This is a genomic window from Amycolatopsis minnesotensis (assembly GCF_039529815.1).
Taxonomy (GTDB): Bacteria; Actinomycetota; Actinomycetes; order Mycobacteriales; family Pseudonocardiaceae; genus Amycolatopsis; species Amycolatopsis minnesotensis.
In genome coordinates this window covers 67095-85018 of sequence record NZ_BAAANN010000023.1, presented here as the reverse complement: position 1 = coordinate 85018, position 17924 = coordinate 67095, and the positions used below count along the sequence as shown (strand labels likewise).

General features: G+C 70.9%; 21 protein-coding genes. 7 read left to right on the top strand and 14 right to left on the bottom strand.

Going from position 1 to position 17924, the window contains the following annotated elements; translation table 11 throughout:
- Positions 1-14 precede the first annotated feature (14 nt).
- Positions 15-848 (top strand): hypothetical protein, encoded by an 834-nt coding sequence (locus ABD256_RS26960; RefSeq protein ID WP_344424675.1) that lies wholly within the window; start codon positions 15-17, stop codon positions 846-848.
- Here the strand turns inward: ABD256_RS26960 and ABD256_RS26955 are convergent.
- The 9 genes from ABD256_RS26955 to clpS all read right to left on the bottom strand — a co-directional run bounded on the left by ABD256_RS26955 (position 836) and on the right by clpS (position 6968).
- Positions 836-1603, bottom strand: a complete 768-nt coding sequence (locus tag ABD256_RS26955; RefSeq protein WP_344424672.1) for an MBL fold metallo-hydrolase — start codon at positions 1601-1603, stop codon at positions 836-838. The two genes, ABD256_RS26960 and ABD256_RS26955, sit on opposite strands and share 13 nt — an antisense overlap.
- Positions 1604-1828: 225 nt before the next feature.
- Positions 1829-2629 (bottom strand): glutamate racemase, encoded by an 801-nt coding sequence (gene murI, locus ABD256_RS26950; protein WP_344424669.1) that lies wholly within the window; start codon positions 2627-2629, stop codon positions 1829-1831.
- A complete protein-coding gene (locus tag ABD256_RS26945; RefSeq protein WP_344424872.1) occupies positions 2626-3282 on the bottom strand; it encodes a rhomboid family intramembrane serine protease in 657 nt (218 codons plus the stop codon). The genes murI and ABD256_RS26945 overlap by 4 nt, the downstream gene beginning before the upstream one ends.
- A 70-nt stretch (positions 3283-3352) precedes the next feature.
- The gene (locus tag ABD256_RS26940; protein ID WP_344424666.1) at positions 3353-4303 is read right to left on the bottom strand and encodes a PLP-dependent cysteine synthase family protein; all 951 of its coding nucleotides are present in this window, start codon (positions 4301-4303) and stop codon (positions 3353-3355) included.
- 4 nt (positions 4304-4307) lie between these two features.
- Positions 4308-4586, bottom strand: coding sequence for a MoaD/ThiS family protein (locus tag ABD256_RS26935; protein WP_344424663.1), 279 nt, complete (start codon positions 4584-4586; stop codon positions 4308-4310).
- 51 nt (positions 4587-4637) lie between these two features.
- Positions 4638-5045, bottom strand: a complete 408-nt coding sequence (locus tag ABD256_RS26930) for a M67 family metallopeptidase (protein ID WP_344424660.1) — start codon at positions 5043-5045, stop codon at positions 4638-4640.
- Between the two features lie 53 nt (positions 5046-5098).
- Entirely contained in the window at positions 5099-6100 is a 1002-nt protein-coding gene (locus tag ABD256_RS26925; RefSeq protein WP_344424657.1) for a P1 family peptidase, read from the bottom strand.
- Positions 6097-6654: a DUF2017 domain-containing protein gene (locus tag ABD256_RS26920; protein WP_344424653.1), complete on the bottom strand. Its 558-nt coding sequence runs from the start codon at positions 6652-6654 to the stop codon at positions 6097-6099. Before ABD256_RS26920 ends, ABD256_RS26925 begins: the two co-directional genes overlap by 4 nt.
- Positions 6655-6668: 14 nt before the next feature.
- A complete protein-coding gene (clpS, locus tag ABD256_RS26915; protein ID WP_344424650.1) occupies positions 6669-6968 on the bottom strand; it encodes an ATP-dependent Clp protease adapter ClpS in 300 nt (99 codons plus the stop codon).
- 90 nt (positions 6969-7058) lie between these two features.
- Here clpS and ABD256_RS26910 point away from each other — a divergent pair, with 90 nt between their 5' ends.
- The 3 genes from ABD256_RS26910 to ABD256_RS26900 are packed head-to-tail and all read left to right on the top strand — an operon-like array spanning position 7059 to position 9574.
- Entirely contained in the window at positions 7059-8372 is a 1314-nt protein-coding gene (locus ABD256_RS26910; protein WP_344424647.1) for a nicotinate phosphoribosyltransferase, read from the top strand.
- Positions 8373-8384: 12 nt separating this feature from the next.
- Positions 8385-8957: an isochorismatase family protein gene (locus ABD256_RS26905; protein ID WP_344424644.1), complete on the top strand. Its 573-nt coding sequence runs from the start codon at positions 8385-8387 to the stop codon at positions 8955-8957.
- Positions 8954-9574 (top strand): bifunctional 4-hydroxy-2-oxoglutarate aldolase/2-dehydro-3-deoxy-phosphogluconate aldolase, encoded by a 621-nt coding sequence (locus ABD256_RS26900; RefSeq protein ID WP_344424640.1) that lies wholly within the window; start codon positions 8954-8956, stop codon positions 9572-9574. The genes ABD256_RS26905 and ABD256_RS26900 overlap by 4 nt, the downstream gene beginning before the upstream one ends.
- 46 nt (positions 9575-9620) lie before the next feature.
- On the opposite strand, the gene ABD256_RS26895 is transcribed toward ABD256_RS26900, so the two are convergent.
- Positions 9621-10274: a hypothetical protein gene (locus ABD256_RS26895; RefSeq protein WP_344424637.1), complete on the bottom strand. Its 654-nt coding sequence runs from the start codon at positions 10272-10274 to the stop codon at positions 9621-9623.
- 196 nt (positions 10275-10470) lie between these two features.
- On the opposite strand from ABD256_RS26895, the gene ABD256_RS26890 reads away from it, so the two are divergent.
- The 3 genes from ABD256_RS26890 to ABD256_RS26880 all read left to right on the top strand — a co-directional run bounded on the left by ABD256_RS26890 (position 10471) and on the right by ABD256_RS26880 (position 13612).
- The gene (locus tag ABD256_RS26890; protein ID WP_344424634.1) at positions 10471-11061 is read left to right on the top strand and encodes a biotin transporter BioY; all 591 of its coding nucleotides are present in this window, start codon (positions 10471-10473) and stop codon (positions 11059-11061) included.
- Between the two features lie 102 nt (positions 11062-11163).
- The gene (locus ABD256_RS26885) at positions 11164-13209 is read left to right on the top strand and encodes an ATP-dependent DNA helicase (RefSeq protein ID WP_344424632.1); all 2046 of its coding nucleotides are present in this window, start codon (positions 11164-11166) and stop codon (positions 13207-13209) included.
- 58 nt (positions 13210-13267) lie between these two features.
- Positions 13268-13612 (top strand): hypothetical protein, encoded by a 345-nt coding sequence (locus tag ABD256_RS26880; protein ID WP_344424630.1) that lies wholly within the window; start codon positions 13268-13270, stop codon positions 13610-13612.
- Between the two features lie 9 nt (positions 13613-13621).
- Here ABD256_RS26880 and ABD256_RS26875 read toward each other — a convergent pair whose 3' ends face one another.
- Genes ABD256_RS26875 through ctaD form a run of 4 tightly spaced genes read right to left on the bottom strand, consistent with a single transcriptional unit; the run spans position 13622 to position 17824 of the window.
- Positions 13622-14026, bottom strand: a complete 405-nt coding sequence (locus ABD256_RS26875; protein ID WP_344424628.1) for an OsmC family protein — start codon at positions 14024-14026, stop codon at positions 13622-13624.
- Positions 14026-14811: a peptidyl-tRNA hydrolase gene (locus ABD256_RS26870; protein WP_344424626.1), complete on the bottom strand. Its 786-nt coding sequence runs from the start codon at positions 14809-14811 to the stop codon at positions 14026-14028. The genes ABD256_RS26875 and ABD256_RS26870 overlap by 1 nt, the downstream gene beginning before the upstream one ends.
- Complete coding sequence (serB, locus tag ABD256_RS26865; protein WP_344424623.1) at positions 14808-16046, bottom strand: phosphoserine phosphatase SerB; 1239 nt, start codon at positions 16044-16046, stop codon at positions 14808-14810. Before serB ends, ABD256_RS26870 begins: the two co-directional genes overlap by 4 nt.
- Positions 16043-17824 carry an aa3-type cytochrome oxidase subunit I gene (ctaD, locus tag ABD256_RS26860; protein WP_344424620.1) on the bottom strand — a complete coding sequence of 594 codons (1782 nt, stop codon included), beginning with the start codon at positions 17822-17824 and terminating at the stop codon, positions 16043-16045. Before ctaD ends, serB begins: the two co-directional genes overlap by 4 nt.
- Positions 17825-17924: the final 100 nt, after the last annotated feature.

Genomic DNA, 17924 nt, shown 5'->3' with positions numbered 1-17924 from the left:
CGCCGGGGGTCGAAATGGCACCAAATCGCAGGTTCCTGCTGGTCACGATCGCCGCACTGGTCGCGCTGACCGGAATGTCCGCTCCCGCCGTTGCCACCGAGCGCACACCGGAAGCCTGCGCGGCGGCGCTCGACTGCCCCGCCGCCGAGATCGACCTGATGACCATGCCCGAGCGGCTCACCTTCGTGCGCGCGATGTCCTCGGGGCCAGCCGCGAAGGTCGTGCCCGGCTACACGCACCGCTGGCGCAACATCGAAGGCGTCATCGAGTTCTTCGAGTCGGCGCGGCTCGGCGCGCCGGGCAGCTGGGTGTCGCATGTGGACACCGGCATCCTCGAAGGCATCGAGCGCGGGATCGCGATCGCGTCCGGCAAGGGCACGGACACCTTCGGCAACCCCGGTTCGACGCTCTGGGCGAGCTACCTGACCCGGCTGGCCCGCGGCGACCTGCGCGCCCGCTCCGCGCACGACAAGGCGTGGAGCGAAGCCGAGCAGGCCTCCACCGAGCGCGGCGTCTACCTCGCCGAAGTGGTCCACGGCGTGCCGCCCACCGGCGTCGAGGAGCGCTTCTTCCAGTTCTCCGAGTTCTACCGGGCCACGCTGCGCTCCCGCGTCCCGTTGCTGGACCCGCTTTCCCCCGGACCCGGCCCCGGCGTGCAGAAGCAGCTGACCATCCTGGACTGGTTCACCGACGTGAGCACCCCCGTGCCCAGCAGGCGCGGCTGCGAACTCGCCTACAGCCTCTCGCAGTTCGACCTGCCCGCCGGTGCCGTGCGGACCGCCGCCCTGCTCGCCGCCTACACCGAGGCGCTGGCGGCGGACTTCCTCACGGACTCTCAGAGGTCGTAGACGGCACCCTGCTCGACGAGCGCGGCACCGGGGAACTCGCGCTCGGCCTCGGCCAATACCGCGTCACGATCGGTCCACGGCGCGATATGGGTCAGCAGCAGACGGCGCACGCCCGCCCGCGCCGCGGCCTTGCCCGCCTGCTTGCCCGACAGGTGGACCCCGGTCGGCCGGTCCGGCGCGTCCGTCCAGGACGCCTCGGCCAGCAGCACGTCCACGCCGCCGGCGAGCTCTTCGAGCGCGGCGCACGGGCCGGTGTCACCGGTGTAGGCGAGCGCGAGGCCGTCGTGGTCGATCCGGAGGCCGAAGGCGGGCGTCGGATGGTCGACGCGGATCGCCCGTACCGAGAACGGGCCGATCGCCACCGGCCCCGCGGTGAGCGCGCGGAAGTCGAACACGTCGGAAAGATCGGTCTCCACGCGTTCGATCTCGTTGGCCGCGAATGCGTTGGTGAGCCGGACCTTCGCGTCGTCGGGACCGTACAGCGGCAGGTGCCGCGGCCTGCGGTCGTACGGCGGCGACGGGTGGTAGCGGCGCAGCACGGCCAGCGCGCTGACGTCGGCGCAGTGGTCGGGATGCAGGTGCGAGAGCACCAGCGCGTCGAGGTCGAACGGGTCGCGGAACGTCTGCAGGTTCGCGAGCGTCCCGTTCCCCAGTTCCAGGCCGAGCACGAATCCGTCCGCCTCGACCAGGTAACCCGAGGCGGCGGCGTTGGGCCCGGGGATGCTTCCCGAACAACCGAGAATGGTCAGTCGCACGCCCGACACCCTATGTCGGCACCGCCCGGATCACGTACCGGTGGGAGACAGGACACCCGGAGCGACCAACCGGTACCGCCATCCGGAGTGGCCGAAGTGGACTGCGCAGGGCCGGGAATCCTCGTGTGCGCTGGGAAAACCGGGATCCTGCTCGGCACCGGATCGGGCAAGACGCGCGACGGGGCCCGGTGGGGCTTTCGCAGTCCGCGAGACGAGCGTCACGTCTCAGGTGGCCGTCGCGGTCAGCACCCCGGGGCCGAATCCCATGAAGCGCCGGGCCAGCCTCGAAAACGGCTCGTCCGACCCGGTCGCGATGAACTCGTGCCGAGGCTGACGGCCACCGTCGGCGAGCAGGTCGAGCTCGGTCAGCACCCGCACCACGTCCTTCGCGGTCTCCTCCGCGCTGGACACGAGCGTCACGTCCTGGCCCATCACGATCTGCAGCACGCCGGTGAGCAGCGGGTAGTGCGTGCACCCGAGCACGAGGGTGTCCACCTCGGCGCGCAGCAGCGGTTCGAGGTACCCCTGCGCGAGCCCCAGCACCTGCCTGCCGGAGGTGATGCCGCGCTCCACGAAGTCGACGAACCGGTGGCAGGCGACGCTGTGCACGGTGACGCCGGTGGCCGCGGCGAACGCGTCGTCGTAGGCGCGGGAGCGGACCGTGCCCTCGGTGCCGATCACGCCGATCCGCCCGCTGTGCGTCGCGGCGACGGCCCGGCGCACCGCCGGGAGCACGACCTCGATCACCGGCACGTCGTAGCGCTCCCTCGCGTCGCGCAGGCAGGCCGCCGAAGCGGTGTTGCACGCGATGACCAGTGCCTTGACGTTCGATTCGACGAGCTCGTCGAGTGCCGCCAGCGCCAGCTCCCTCGCCCGCGCGATGGGCAGCGGGCCGTAGGGGTTGTGCGCGGTGTCCCCGACGTAGCGCAGCGACTCCGCCGGGAGCTGGTCGAGGATGGCCCTGGCGACCGTCAGGCCGCCGACGCCGGAATCGAAGACACCGATCGGCGCGTCCCGCGAAGTCACACCCCGAGGTTACCGGCAGGCTTGGCCTCGCGGGACTTCCCCGTCTTCGTCACGACCCACGCGGCCAGCACCCCGGCGAGCGCGCCGAACAGGTGCCCCTGCCACGAGATCCCGGGGTTGCCCGGCAGCACGCCCCACAGCATCCCGCCCCACAGCACGAGCAGCACCAGCGCGACCGCGATCTGCCCGAGCGCGCGGTTGAACACGCCGCGCACCAACAGGAACGCGAGCCAGCCGAACGCGAGCCCGGAGGCGCCGACGGTCACCGCGGGCGCGTTCGGGCCGATGAGCCACACGCCGAGCCCGCCGATCACCCAGATCATCGCGGTGATCACGGCGAACCGCCCGATGCCCGCCGCCATCGCGAGGAAGGCGAACACCAGCACCGGGATCGTGTTGCCGAGCAGGTGCCCCCAGCCCGCGTGCAGCAGCGGCGCCCAGATCACGCCGTCGAGGCCGGACAGGCTGCGCGCCACGATGCCGCCGTGCGTGAAGTCGCCCGGCACCAGCACGTCCACGAGCTCGACGAGGTAGAGCACCAGGGTGAAGCCGAGCGCGACGATCGCGGCCGCCTTCGGGTTCGCGGGCAGGATCCGCTTCGCCGTGTCGGCGGGCGCGGGCTTACCGCCGGACGGGGCTGGCTGTGCTGGCAAGGTGCTCACCTCACCAACGGTACGACTGCGGTGCCCGGTTCGCCTCGGGTGAAAACCCTGAATCCCCCGCTCAGGCCCAGAGCTGGCCGTCGAGGCGCTCGGCGGACTCGTCGAGCGAGCCGCTGTAGGCCCCGGTCGAAAGGTACTTCCACCCGGCGTCGGCGACGACGAACGCGACGTCGGCCGTCTCGCCCTTCGCCGCGGCCTTCTCGGCAACGGCCAGCGCCGCGTGCAGCACGGCGCCGGTGGAGATACCGGCGAAGATGCCCTCGTGCTCCAGCAGCTCACGAGTGCGCCGAAGCGCGTCGTAAGCGCCGACCGAGTACCGCCCGGTGAGGACCTCGGGGTCGTACAGCTCCGGCACGAATCCTTCGTCGAGGTTGCGCAAGCCGTAGACGAGTTCGCCGTAGCGCGGCTCGGCGGCGATGATCTGCACGCCGGGCTTGTGCTCGTGCAGGTACCGCCCGACGCCGACGAGGGTGCCGGTGGTGCCGAGCCCGCCGACGAAGTGCGTGACCGTCGGCAGGTCCTTCAGCAGCTCGGGGCCGGTGCCCGAGTAGTGCGCGTCCGCGTTGGCCGGGTTGCCGTACTGGTAGAGCATCACCCAGTCCGGGTTCTGCCCGGCCAGCTCCTTCGCACGGCGGACGGCCTCGTTCGAACCGCCCGCCGCCGGGGAGAACACGATCCGCGCGCCGTAGGCCTGCAGGAGCTGCTTGCGCTCGGTGGAGGTGTTCTCCGGCATCACGCACACCAGGCCGTAGCCCTTGAGCTTCGCGGCCATGGCCAGCGAGATGCCGGTGTTGCCCGAGGTCGGCTCCAGGATCGTCGACCCGCGGCGGAGGGTGCCTTCGCGTTCGGCGGCCTCGATCATCCGCAGCGCGGGCCGGTCCTTGACCGATCCGGTCGGGTTGCGGTCCTCCAGCTTCGCCCACAGCCGGACGGAGTCGGTCGGGGAGAGCCGGGGCAGCCCGACCAGCGGGGTGTTGCCGAGGGTGTCGAGGAGCGATTCGAACCGGGCCACGGGACTAGCGCGCGCCGCCGGCGACCGCGGGCAGGATGGTCAGCTCGTCGCCGTCGTTGACCGCCGCTTCGAGCCCGCCGGAGAACCGCACGTCCTCGTCGTTCACGTAGACGTTGACGAAGCGGTGCAGCTTCTCTTCCTTGACCAGCCGCGCCTTCAGACCGGCGTGCCGGGACTCGATGTCGTCGATCACCTCGAGCACGGTCTTGCCGCTCGCCTCGACGGACTTCTCCCCGCCGGTGTGCGTACGCAGGATCGTCGGGATGGACACGGTCACGGCCATGGGTTACCTCCGCTTGGGTTGCTGTAGGTGGCGACGCCTCGGGAACGGGCGTTATTCCTCGATCTCGACCTGCTCTTCGGTGACGACCCCGTCCACGATGCGGTACGAGCGGAACTCGTGCCGCTCGGGGTCCCTGGTCGAGACGAGAACGTAGTGCGCGTCCGGCTCGGAGGCGTAGGACACGTCGGTACGGGAGGGATACGCCTCGGTGGCGGTGTGCGAGTGGTAGATCACCACGGGCACCTCGTCGCGGGCGTTCATCTCCCGGTAGAGCTTCAGCAGGTCACCGGAATCGAACTCGTAGAACGTCGGCGAGCGCGCCGCGTTGAGCATCGGGATGTAGCGCTCGGGGGTGTCGGAGCCTTCCGGCCCCGCGATGACACCGCACGCCTCGTCGGGGTGATCCCGGCGGGCGTGCGCGACGATCTCGTCGGCGAGTTCACGGCGGATGCGCAGCACGCCGCACATCTTACGTGGTGGACACAGCGCGTTCATATCGTGAGACCGCCCACTCACCACTCGCGGCGGGCCTCCGGCCAGACGTCGCGGTAGGCGGGCACGCCCGCCGCCGAGGTCGCCGACAACAGCCCGTGCACCATCGCCCTGGTGAACACGCGCGCGGCCGCGGAGCACAGCTCGGACAGCGCGGCCGCCCTGCTCGCCACGCCGAACGGCGCGTCCGCGTCCGGCAGCTCCCGCGCGCCGGTGGCCAGTGCGAACGCGGTGTCGCCGTCGAACATCGTGTGCGCCGGCCGCACCGCGCGGACGAGCCCGTCCTGCGCGGCGACCGCGAGACGGCGGCATTCGGCCTTCGACAGCGCCGCGTCGACCGCGACCACCCCGATCGTGGTGTTCAGGTCCGTGGCGGCCGAGGGCACCGATCCCGGCCGGTCCGGCCAGGTGACGCCGAACTCGCCCGCCACTTCGTGATCGGCGGCGAACGCGCGCCCGGTGGTGAAGTCGACGGCCTCCCCCGAGGCGTTGACGGCGGCGATCGCGCCGACGGTGCACTCGCCGACGACCTCGCTCGCGGTGCCGATGCCGCCCTTGAGCGAGCCGACCACAGCCCCGGTGCCCGCGCCGACGGTGCCCTTGGCGAACTCCCGGCCCGCCGCCTCGCACGCGGCGTATCCGAACGACGCGTCGGGGCGGTTGCCCCAGTCGCTTCGCGGCAGGTCGAACAGCACCGCGCCGGGCACGATCGGCACCACCTCGTGCGGCAGCGCCCCGATCGGGAAGCCGAGGTGCCGCTCGTCGAGCCAGCGCATCACGCCGTCGGCCGCGGCGAGCCCGAAGGCGCTGCCGCCGGACAGGCACACCGCGTTCACGGTCCGCACCAGGTTTTCCGGCTCCAGCAGGTTCGTCTCGCGGGTCCCCGGCGCGCCGCCGCGCTGGTCGACCGCGCCGGTCGCGCCGCCGGGCACGAGCACGACCGTGGTGCCGCTCGCCCACCCGTCGCCGAGGCGCTGGTGGTGCCCGACGAGCACGCCGGGCACGTCGGTGATCGCGTTCATTCCGTGAGCGCTTGGACGAGGCTCTCCTGTACCCAGGTCAGCCAGTGGTAGACGCCGAGGTGCGGGGCGCGCGGATCGTCGTCCGGCAGCTCGTCCGGCATGTCCTCGGTGACGTCGAGCGCGGTGCCGAGCGCGAGCCTGACGTCGTTGAGCGCGGACAGCCACGCGTCGGCCTGCTCGAAGGTCAGCTTCACCTCGCCGCCGTCCCTCGGCAGCGTCTCCATGATGACCGCGGCGACGCCGACCTTGGAGTCCAGCAGCTCCGGCTCGTGCAGCGAGCGCAGCGCCGCCGCCGAATCCATGTCCTCCTTCGTGGGGTTGTCCGGGTCCAGCTTGTGGAAGTCCGGCAGCAGCCGCGAAAGCACCGGGTCGTTCGGCCCCTCCGACGGCCCGGTGCGGATGCCGGTGAGCTCGGACAGCTCGTCCTGCGGTGCCTCTTCGGCGCGCGCCTTGAGCATGTCCTCGACCTGGTTGACGAACCCGCGCAACACCGCGGCCTCCTGCGAGTCGAACCCGCCGAGCACCCGTGCGCCCTTACGCCGCCAGCCGTTCATCGAAGCCCTTCACCTCACGTGGTCTGTTCCATGGTCGCCCACAACCCCGCCGCGTGCAGGCGGGCGACATCGCCTTCGCACTTGTCCTTGGTGCCCGAGGACACGATCGCCTTGCCCTTGTGGTGCACGTCGAGCATGAGCTTCGTGGCATGGTCACGGCTGTAGCCGAAGAGTTTCTGGAAAACGTAGGTCACGTAGGACATCAGGTTCACGGGATCGTTCCAGACGACCGTCTGCCACGGCTTGTCCTCGGCGGCCACATCGGACCCGAGTGGCTCAACCTGCGTCTGTTCGGCATGGACAGGCGTGGTCATGCGCTCCATGGTGTCACGAAGGCGTTCCCCGGTGGGCGACTAGGTAGCTCCAAACGGGTGACTAGGGTCTTCGCCACATAGGCTTTGGCCATGGGCTCACCCGACTTCGCGGCTCCCGGCTTCTCGGCGACGACCGCCTTGCTGACCGACCACTACGAGCTGACCATGCTGGGCAGCGCGCTCGCCGACGGCACGGCCGCTCGCCCGTGCGTGTTCGAGGTGTTCGCCCGCAGGCTCCCCGACGGGCGGCGGTACGGCGTGGTGGCCGGTACCGCACGCGCGCTCGACGCGATCGCCGACTTCCGGTTCACCGACGCCGAGCTGGCACAACTGGAATCGACCGCGGTGGTCGACGACGCGACGCTGGCCTGGCTCGCGGACTACACGTTTTCCGGTGACATCGACGGTTATCCCGAGGGCGAGCTGTACTTCCCCGGCTCACCGCTGCTGACCGTGCGCGGCACGTTCGCCGAGGCGGTCGTGCTGGAAACCGTGCTGCTGTCGATTTTCAACCACGACAGCGCGATCGCGTCGGCTGCCGCGCGGATGTCCGGTGCCGCGCACGGCAGGCCGATCATCGAGATGGGCGGGCGCCGCACGCACGAGTACGCGGCCGTCGCCGCCGCGCGCGCCTCCTACCTCGCCGGGTTCGCCACCACCTCGAACCTCGAAGCGGGCCGCCGCTACGGGATCCCGACGCGCGGCACGGTCGCGCACGCGTTCATGCTCCTGCACGACAGCGAAGAAGAGGCGTTCCGCGCGCAGGTCGCGAAGATGGGCGCGGACACCACACTCCTCGTCGACACCTACGACATCACCGCGGGCGTCGAAACCGCGGTGCGCGTCGCGGGATCGGAGCTGGGCGCGATCCGGATCGATTCCGGTGACGTCGGCGTGCTCGCGCGCAAGGCACGCGAGCAGCTCGACTCGCTCGGCGCGAAGGACACCAGGATCGTGGTCTCCGGCGATCTCGACGAGCACGCGATCGCCGCGCTGCGCGCCGAGCCGGTGGACGCCTACGGGGTCGGCACGTCGGTGGTCACCGGATCCGGCGCGCCGACCGCGGGCATGGTCTACAAGCTCGTCGAGGTCGACGGCAGGCCGGTCGCGAAGCGCAGCACGCACAAGGAATCCCGCGGCGGGCGGAAGTTCGCGCTCCGCCGCCACCGCGAGACCGGCACCGCGGTGGAGGAGGTCGTCTACCCCGCCACCGCGGCGAAGCCGGAGCTGGGCGAGCACGACCGCGAACTGCAGATCCCGCTCGTGCGCGACGGCGTCACGGTGGACGGGCTGCCTACCCTCGAAGACAGCAGGCAACGCCTCCGCAAGGCGCTCGTGAGCCTGCCGTGGGAGGGCTTGAAGCTCTCGCACGGCGAGCCCGCGATCCCGACGGTTTTCCTCTAGAGGGGACGGAAAATGGCCAAGGCGCTGATCGTCGTCGACGTGCAGAACGACTTCTGCGAGGGCGGTTCGCTCGCGGTGCCCGGTGGCGGCGCGGTCGCCGCGGGCATGGGCGCGCGCATGGCGTCCGGGGACTACGACCACATCGTCGCGACCAGGGACTACCACATCGATCCCGGTGCGCATTTCAGCGACAGCCCCGATTTCGTGGACTCGTGGCCGCCGCACTGCGTCGCGGGGACACCCGGCGCGTCGTTCCACCCCGCGCTCGACGTCGTGCCGATCACCGCGGTGTTCTCGAAGGGCCATTACAGCGCCGCGTATTCGGGGTTCGAAGGCCACACCGACGACGGCGAAACGCTCGCGAACTGGTTACGCGCCCGCGACGTGACCGAGGTCGAACTGGGCGGTATCGCGCTCGACTACTGCGTGCGGGCCACCGCGCTCGACGCGGCGAAGGAAGGCTTCTCGGTGCACGTCGCGCTCGACCTGACGGCCGGGATCGCCGACCCCAGCGTCGCGAACACGCTGCGGGAGTTCGACAAGGCGGGCGTCACCCACCGAGGCACCCCGAAGGGGCAGCAATGATCGACCTCTTGCGGCGGCACCGGCTGGTCGCGATCCTGCGTGCCGGGGACACGTCCCGGTTCACCGAGGTCGCCAGCGTCCTGTACGCCTCGGGGGTGCGCCTGCTGGAAGCCACCCTCACCACGCCGGGCGCCGCCGCCTCGATCACCGCGATCAGGGGCGCGCTGCCCGAGGACGCCCTCGTCGGCGCGGGCAGCGTGCGGCTGCCGTCGGACGTCGACACCGCCGTCGACGCGGGCGCGGGCTTCCTCGTCACGCCCACGGTCAGCCCCGCCGTGCTCGAACGGGCTCGGGAACGGGGCGTCCCGGTGCTCGCGGGCGCCTTCACGCCGACCGAGATCGACCAGGCGTGGCACCTCGGGGCCGCGGCGGTGAAGGTGTTCCCGGTGCGCGAAGCGGGTGGCCCCGCCTTCGTGAAGGCCGTGCGCGCACCGCTGCCCGACGTCCCGCTCGTGCCGACGGGCGGGGTCGAACTGTCCGACGTGGACGCCTACCTGGGCGCGGGAGCCGTCGCCGTCGCGGCCGCGTCGCCGCTGCTCGGGGACGCGCTGACCGGCGGCAGCCTCGACGCACTGAGCACGCGCGCGACCCGGTTCGTCACCGCCGCCACGGGGTGACGCTCGGCCCTCGCAAGAACTCGCGCTGCCCCGCAGGGGAGCCCGCTCAGCCGCCGTACGGGTCGCAGCTCGCGCTGCCGACCATGATGTCCCCGCTCGCCGGGCCGCCCTGGGGGAACAGCTTGATGTGCATCGCGTGCGTGGCGAGGCTGCCGTCCGGCGGGGTCGGCGCGATCAGCTCGTTCACCACGACCTCGGCCATCGGCGGGTCGCCCGCGTTCTTGCCGGGGATCGCGACCGTGTAGTTCGCCGGGATGTCGGTCGGCACGGTCAGCCCGCTGACGCCGCCGATCTCCATGTAGCCGCTGCTGCCGTTCGCGGTGGTGGTGCAACCCGCGGTGTAGCTGCGGACCTTGATCACGGGCCCGCCGAACTGCTTCAGGATCGACGTCTCGAACCGCTGGCCGGTGGCCTTCGCGCTCGCGGTGCCGTTCGCGTCGCGCGTGCACGTGGTGTCACCGCGGCCGTACTTGGTGGTCGTGCCGACGGAGGCGCCGCTCGAGGTGTTCTGCAGCGTGCCGCCTACCTCGCACACCGCGATCGGGGCCGCGTGCACCGCCTGGGTGCCCACGGTGACATCGGCGGACCCCAGCGAACCCGCCGCCATCGCGGTCACCGGCACCGCCTCCGCCGCCGGCGCCACCGCCAGCAGTCCCCCGCACACCGTCAGCACCGTCAGCACCCGCTCGCCCTTGCGCATCGCCACTCCCTTCGACTCACCACTTGTCCCCTACGTCCATCGGCACTCACCAGGGCCCGCGTGACCTGCTCGAATGGAGTCCACCCTGACGTGTCGACCCCTGACAACGGGTGAGGAACACAACTGGGGCAGCCACTCGACGGTGTGCGGCGTTAATCTCCATCGACACGTTTGCGTGAACTATCGGGAGGTCGGAGTGTCTTCGTTGTCCTTGACCGGCAGGCGGCCCGTGCTGGCGGACCTGGTGCCGGGCGCGCTGACCCGTGACGTCGTACTGGTCGCCGCGGGCGCCGGGCTGACCGGGCTCGCCGCCCAGGTCGTGCTGCCGGTGCCGGGCAGCCCGGTCCCGATGACCGGTCAGACGTTCGCGGCCCTGCTCGTCGGCACCGCGCTCGGCTGGCAGCGCGGCGCCGCCGCGCTGCTGCTCTACCTGGCCATGGGCGCGGCAGGCGTGCCGTGGTTCAACAACGGCACGTCGGGCCTCTTCGGCGCCTCGGCCGGTTACATCGTCGGCTTCGTCTTCGCCGCCGCACTGGTGGGCAAGCTCGCGGCGCAGGGCGGTGACCGCACGCCACTGCGCATGATCGGCACGATGGTGCTCGGCAACGCCGTCGTCTACGCGGTCGGCGTGCCGTGGCTGATGGCGTCGGCTTCGCTGGGCTTCAGCGGCGCGTTCGAGAAGGGCATGCTGCCGTTCCTCATCGGCGATGCGCTGAAGATCGTCGTCGCGGCGGGCCTGCTGCCCGCGGCGTGGGCGCTCGTGCGGAAGGTCCGTGACCAGGACTGACCCCGCGAACCCGTCGAACGCCCCCGGTGACCGGCCGGGGGTGTTCGCGCGTTCCGGGGCAGCCTCGGCGGAACTGACGGGGTCCCCCGGTACCGTTTGCGCGTGCCCTCCCGCAAGGACTTCCCCGGTGTATCCGAACTGCTGACCCACGCGGTCGAAGCGGTCGGGGGCGCCGAGCGCGAGGGTCAGGTGCGGATGGCCGAGGCGGTCGGGCGGTCCATCCGCACCGGCGAGCACCTGGCCGTGCAGGCGGGTACCGGCACCGGGAAGTCGCTGGCCTACCTGGTGCCCGCGATCCGGCACGCGGTCGAGAAGGAAGCCACCGTGGTGGTCTCCACGGCCACCATCGCGTTGCAGCGCCAGCTCGTCGACCGCGACCTGCCCCGGCTCGCGAAGGCGCTGAAGAAGCCGCTGGGGCGCGAGCCCACCTTCGCCATCCTCAAGGGCAGGCGCAACTACCTGTGCCTGCACCGGCTCGACACCGGCGCGCCGGAGGAGCCGGAAGATCCCGCGCTGTTCGACCCGTTCGCGGTGTCCAGGCTCGGCAAGGACGTCAAGCGGCTCTACGAATGGTCGTCCGACACCGAGACCGGTGACCGGGACGAGCTGGTGCCCGGCGTGTCCGACCAGGCGTGGCGGCAGGTTTCGGTGACCGCGAAGGAATGCCTCGGCGTCTCGCGCTGCCCGATCGGCGTCGACTGCTTCGCCGAGCGCGCCCGCGGCGAGGCGGGGCGGGCCGACATCGTGGTCACCAACCACGCCCTGCTCGCGATCGACGCGCTGCAGGGCTACCAGGTGCTCCCCGAGCACGACATGGTGATCATCGACGAGGCGCACGACCTGGTGGACAGGGTGACCTCGGTGGCCACCGGCGAGCTGACCAGCCCGATGGTCTCGGCCGCGGTCCGCCGCTGCGGCAAGCTCATCGACGCCGATATCGCGGACCGGCTGATGGAGGCCGCCGACGGGCTCACCCTCATGCTCGACGACGCGCCGCCCGGCCGGATGGACGAGTTGCCGAAGGCGCTCGGCGGGTCGATCGCCGCGGTGCGCGACGCCGCGCACGCGTGCATCTCGGCACTGGGCTCGGATCGCAAGGAGGAGGTCGAGGAGGCCACGGCGCGCAAGCTCGCCCGCTCGCTGCTCGACGAGGTGCACGACACGGCCGTCCGGCTCATCGAGGCCTACGACGAGGACCGCGCGCACCAGCGGGACGTGGTGTGGCTCCAGAACGACAAGTTCTCGCCCAGCCCGCGCCCGCCCGCGCTCAAGGTCGCCCCGCTGTCCGTCTCGGGCCTGTTGCGCGAACGCCTGTTCAACGTGAACACCACCGTGCTCACCTCGGCGACGCTGACGCTGGGCGGCACCTTCGACACGCTGGCACGGCAATGGGGCCTTCCCCCGTCGCAATCGGCGAAGAAGGCCGAGGGAACGGCGACGGACAAGGCGCCGCCCGCCGACGACGACGCGCCGAACTGGACCGGCCTCGACGTCGGCTCGCCGTTCGACTACCCGCGCAACGGCATCCTGTACGTCGCGAAACACCTGCCCGCACCGGGAAGGGACGGGCTGGCGAAGTCCACCTTGGACGAACTGGCCGAGCTGATCGGCGCGGCGGGCGGGCGCACGCTCGGCCTGTTTTCCTCGATGCGCGCGGCGAAGCAGGCCACCGAGGAGCTGCGCGACCGCATCGAGCACCCGATCCTGTGCCAGGGCGAGGATTCGACCTCGCTGCTGGTGCAGAAGTTCGCCGACGACCCGCGCACCTGCCTGTTCGGCACGCTCTCGCTGTGGCAGGGCGTGGACGTGCCCGGCCCGTCGCTCCAGCTCGTCGTGGTGGACCGGCTGCCCTTCCCCCGCCCCGACGACCCGGTCGCCTCCGCACGGCAGCGCGCGGTGGAAGCCAGGGGTGGCAACGGGTTCCTCACCGTCGCCGCGACGCACGCGGCGCTGCTGCTGGCGCAGGGCACCGGCCGCCTGCATCGCTCGACCACCGATCGCGGTGTGGTCGCGGTGCTGGACTCGCGGCTGGCCACCGCGCGGTACGGCGGTTTCCTCAAGGCTTCGCTCCCCCCGCTGTGGCCGACCCTCGACCCCGAGGTGGCGAGAGCGGCGTTGCGAAGACTCGACGACGCGGCCCCCGCCTGAGCACCCGCGTGCCGTCGAAGTACCGTTAACAGAACGCAAAGAAGCTAGGGAGAGCGTCTTGTCCCAGGACTCAGCCAGCGCGCGTTCGCGCTCGGTCAGTGTCGACGACACCGGGGTTCGCCGTCAGCTGGCCGACGGCAGCGAGGAGTCCGTCGCCTGGTCGGAGTTGTCCTCCGTGGTGATCAGGGTGATTCCCGAGGGCCCGTGGAAAGAGGACGTGTTCCTGATGCTCGCGGCCGCCGACGGCACCGGCACCGCGGTCCCCAGCGGCGACCCCGCCGCGGACGCGCTCATCGAGCGCCTGCAGACCTTGCCCGGCTTCGACAACGAGAAGTTCATCGAGGCCATGACCACCGACGCCGACGAGGCCTACGTCGTCTGGCGTGCGAGCGACGCGAGCTGATCCGCGCGCTCAGGCCGTGGGGAACTCTTCGGTGACCGGGATTCCCTTGCGCAGCGTGCGGGTCACCGTGCAGAGCCGGTCGATCGCCCGCTCCACCGCCGTGGCCAGCGCCTCGCGCTCGGCCGCGGGCAATGTCGACAGGTCGACTTCGAAACGGCCGTGCACGCCGTCGAGTTCCCACGCGCCTTCGCGGCGGTCCGCGGTGACGTGCACGCGGAACTCCGAGTCCTCGCCGACGCGCCGCGTGATCAGCTCCTCCGCGGTCACCGCGGAACAGCCCGCGACGGCGATCTGGAGCAGTTCGGCAGGCGAGAACGCGCCGTCCTGCCCCTTGCGCCCCAGCACCACCTCCGCGCCGCGCTCGTTGCGGCCCACGAACCGGTGTTCGCCCGCACGCTGGACTTCAAGCCCCATCACACACTCCCTTGACCAGCCGGGAACCATTGCGCGAGCACGGTGACGGTCCCGGGCGCCACCTCGGTGAACCCCGCGTCCCGCACGGCGACCACGCCTCGCTCCCGCCACGCTAGGCCGGGATCGGCGCCGGGGTGCAGCGCGTTCCACGTGGTGGCATCGGGAATGCGCACGGCACAGCGGAAATCCCGCTTCGCCCAGCCGCCGAGATCGTCGTCGCCGAGCAGCGAGGCCAGGATCATGGTGCCGTGGCCGACCTGGGCGGCGGCCTTGCCGACGGTCATCCCGGCGGCCGGGTTGAGGTAGAGCACCGGCACGCCGTCCGGCACCGGGCCCGGCTCGTCGGAGGCCAGCTCGCTGCCCGAAACCTGCAGCCGGGAAACGACTTTCGGGTTGTCGACCACGCGGCCGGGCACCAGCGCGCGGGCCTGCGCGCCGCCGACCTCCACGGTGATCCCCGGCAGCTCCTGGACGGCCTCCCAGTGCGCGCCGCGGGCGCGGCGGGAAACCTTGCGGATCCGCCCGTCGATCCAGGCGTTCACGGCCTCGTGCCACTCGCCGTCCTCGGCGACGGCGCGCTCGTCGAGGCACACCGCGACCGCGGCCGCCGCGGCGGCCTCCAGCAGGGGCGTGCGGCCAGGCGGATCGGCCTTCTCGAAGCGCAGGATCACCGGCATCGCCCGCACCTGATCCGGCTGCTCGTCCGAAACGTCCGCGGCCTCGGCCGCGGGGAGGTGCAGCCACTCCGCGTAGCGCGCGGCGAGCGGCCGGAGAACCGGGTTCACAGCCGCTCTGGCTGCAGGCCGTCGGCCGCGTCCGCCGCTTCGACCTCGGCGCGCGTGATGCCGAGGGTGAACAGGACCGCGTCGAGGTAGGGGTGGGAAAGCGCGGTGTCCGCGACCTCCCGCAGCGCCGGCTTGGCGTTGAACGCGACGCCCATGCCGGCCGCGGCCAGCATGTCGATGTCGTTGGCACCGTCCCCGACCGCGACGCACTGCGCGAGCGGGATGCCGTATTCGGTGGCGAAGCGGCGCAACGCGGTCGCCTTGCCCGCCCTGTCCACGACCTCGCCGACGACGCGGCCGGTGAGCTTGCCGTCGGCGACTTCCAGCTCGTTCGCGGAGGCGAAGTCGAGGCCGAGGTCGTCAACCAGCCGGTCGATGATCGCGGTGAACCCGCCGGAGACGACCCCGCACCGGAACCCGAGCCGCTTGAGCGTGCGCACGGTGGTCCGCGCGCCCGCGGTGAGTTCGAGCGAATCGGCGACCTCGTCGAGCGCGGAGACCGGCAGGCCTTCGAGCAGCGCGACGCGCTGTTCCAGCGATTCGGTGAAGTTCAGCTCGCCGCGCATGGCGGCCTCGGTGATCTCCCTGACCTGCGGCTCGACCCCGGCGTGCGCGCCGAGCATCTCGATGACCTCGCCCTGGACCAGCGTCGAGTCGACGTCGAACACGATCAGGCGCTTGGACCGCCGAGCCAGGCCCGCCCGCTCGATGGCGACGTCCAGCCCGCCGTTCGACGCGACGTCGGCGACCGCGGCACGCAGCTCGGCGTCCGCCTCTTCGCTTTCGTTCGCCGCAGAGACGTACACCTCGAGCCCGGTCACCGGGTAGTCCGCGATGCTGCGGATGGTGTCGATGTTCGTGCCGAGCGAGGCCATCTTCCTGGCCACCTCGGTGAACGCGCGCGCGGTCAGCGGGCGGCCCAGCACCACCAGCACGTGCGTGGACCCGATCCGCGACGGCGCAAACGGGTCGGCCCCGATGGCCGACCCGATCCGCACTTCGACGTTCATGGCGAGCGTGGCCATCGCCTGCTCGACGGCCTCCTGCAGGGCCTCCGGGTCGCTGCTCACCCCGACCAGCACACCGAGCACGAGCTGGTCGCGGATGACGACCTGCTCCACGTCGAGCAGGTCGACGCCGTGCCGGGTGAGCGCGGCGAAGAGCACCGAAGTGACACCGGGTTTGTCAGGACCGGTGATCGTGATCAGAACCGGCGTCTGCCCCTGACCGCTCACTGCTCGCCCGAGTTGTCCTTGCTGTGGTCACCGGGTATCACGGCGTCGGTGAGCACTTGCGACGGCGCCTTCGCCCCGGCGTGCGCCTTCGGCTTACCGGTGAAGGTGATCTCGCCTTCGGCGTGGATGCGCTCGATCATGTGCGGGTAGTGCAGCTCGAACGCGGGGCGCTCGGACCGGATGCGCGGCAGCTCGGTGAAGTTGTGCCGCGGCGGCGGGCAGCTCGTCGCCCATTCGAGCGAGTTGCCGTAGCCCCACGGGTCGTCCACCGTGACGAGCTCGCCGTAGCGGTAGCTCTTGAACACGTTCCAGATGAACGGCAGCGTGGACGCGCCGAGGATGTACGCGCCGATCGTCGAGATCGTGTTCAGCGTGGTGAACCCGTCGGTCGCCAGGTAGTCGGCGTACCGGCGCGGCATGCCCTCGGCGCCGAGCCAGTGCTGGACCAGGAACGTGCCGTGGAACCCGATGAACGTGGTCCAGAAGTGCCACTTGCCGAGCTTCTCGTCCATCATGCGGCCGGTGATCTTCGGGAACCAGAAGTAGATCCCGGCGAACGTGGCGAACACGATCGTGCCGTAGAGCACGTAGTGGAAGTGCGCGACGACGAAGTAGCTGTCGGACACGTGGAAGTCGATCGCGGGCGCGGCCAGCAGGATGCCGGTGAGACCGCCGAAGAGGAACGTGACGATGAAGCCGACCGAGAACAGCATCGGCGTCTCGAAGCTCAGGTTCCCCTTCCACATCGTGCCGATCCAGTTGAAGAACTTGACACCGGTCGGCACCGCGATCAGGAAGGTCATGAAGGAGAAGAACGGCAGCAGCACCGAACCGGTCGCGTACATGTGGTGCGCCCACACCGCGACGGACAGCGCGGCGATCGCCAGCGTCGCCCAGACCAGGCCCTTGTAGCCGAAGATCGGCTTGCGGCTGAACACCGGGAAGATCTCCGACACGATCCCGAAGAACGGTAGCGCGACGATGTAGACCTCTGGATGGCCGAAGAACCAGAACAGGTGCTGCCAGAGGATGACGCCGCCGTTCGCCGGGTCGAACACGTGCGCGCCCAGGTGCCGATCGGCGAGCAGGCCCATCAGCGCCGCGGTCAGGATCGGGAACGCCAGCAGGATCAGGATGCTGGTGACCAGGATGTTCCAGGTGAAGATCGGCATCCGGTACATCGTCATGCCCGGCGCGCGGAGGCAGATCACCGTGGTGATCATGTTGACCGCGCCGAGGATGGTGCCGAGACCGGAGATGACCAGGCCGGAGATCCAGAGGTCGGCGCCGACACCCGGCGAGTGGATCGCGTCGGACAGCGGGGTGTAGGCGAACCACCCGAAGTCCGCGGCGCCACCCGGCGTCAGGAAGCCGGACATCACGATGATGCCGCCGAACAGGTACAGCCAGTACGAGAACGCGTTCAACCGCGGGAACGCGACATCGGGCGAGCCGATCTGCAGCGGGAGGACGAAGTTCGCGAAGCCGAACAGGATCGGGGTCGCGTACAGCAGCAGCATCACCGTGCCGTGCATGGTGAAGAGCTGGTTGTACTGCTCCTGGGAAAGGAACTGCTGCCCCGGCCTGGCGAGCTCACTGCGGATCAGCATCGCCATCGCGCCGCCCGCCATGAAGAAGGCGAACGACGTCACGAGGTACATGATGCCGATCTGCTTGTGGTCCGTCGTGCGGAACAACCGCAGCAGGTACGAACCCTTGACCGATTCGCGCGCGGGATACGGGCGCGTGGCGATCGGCTTGGGGGCTACGGCCGTCACTCCTGCCTCCAACACTGTAATTTGGATCGAGTTCGCGAACGCCGGAACGAGGTCCGGACAGTCCGCTAAGGGGATCGTAGCCCTCGGTACTCCGCGTCGC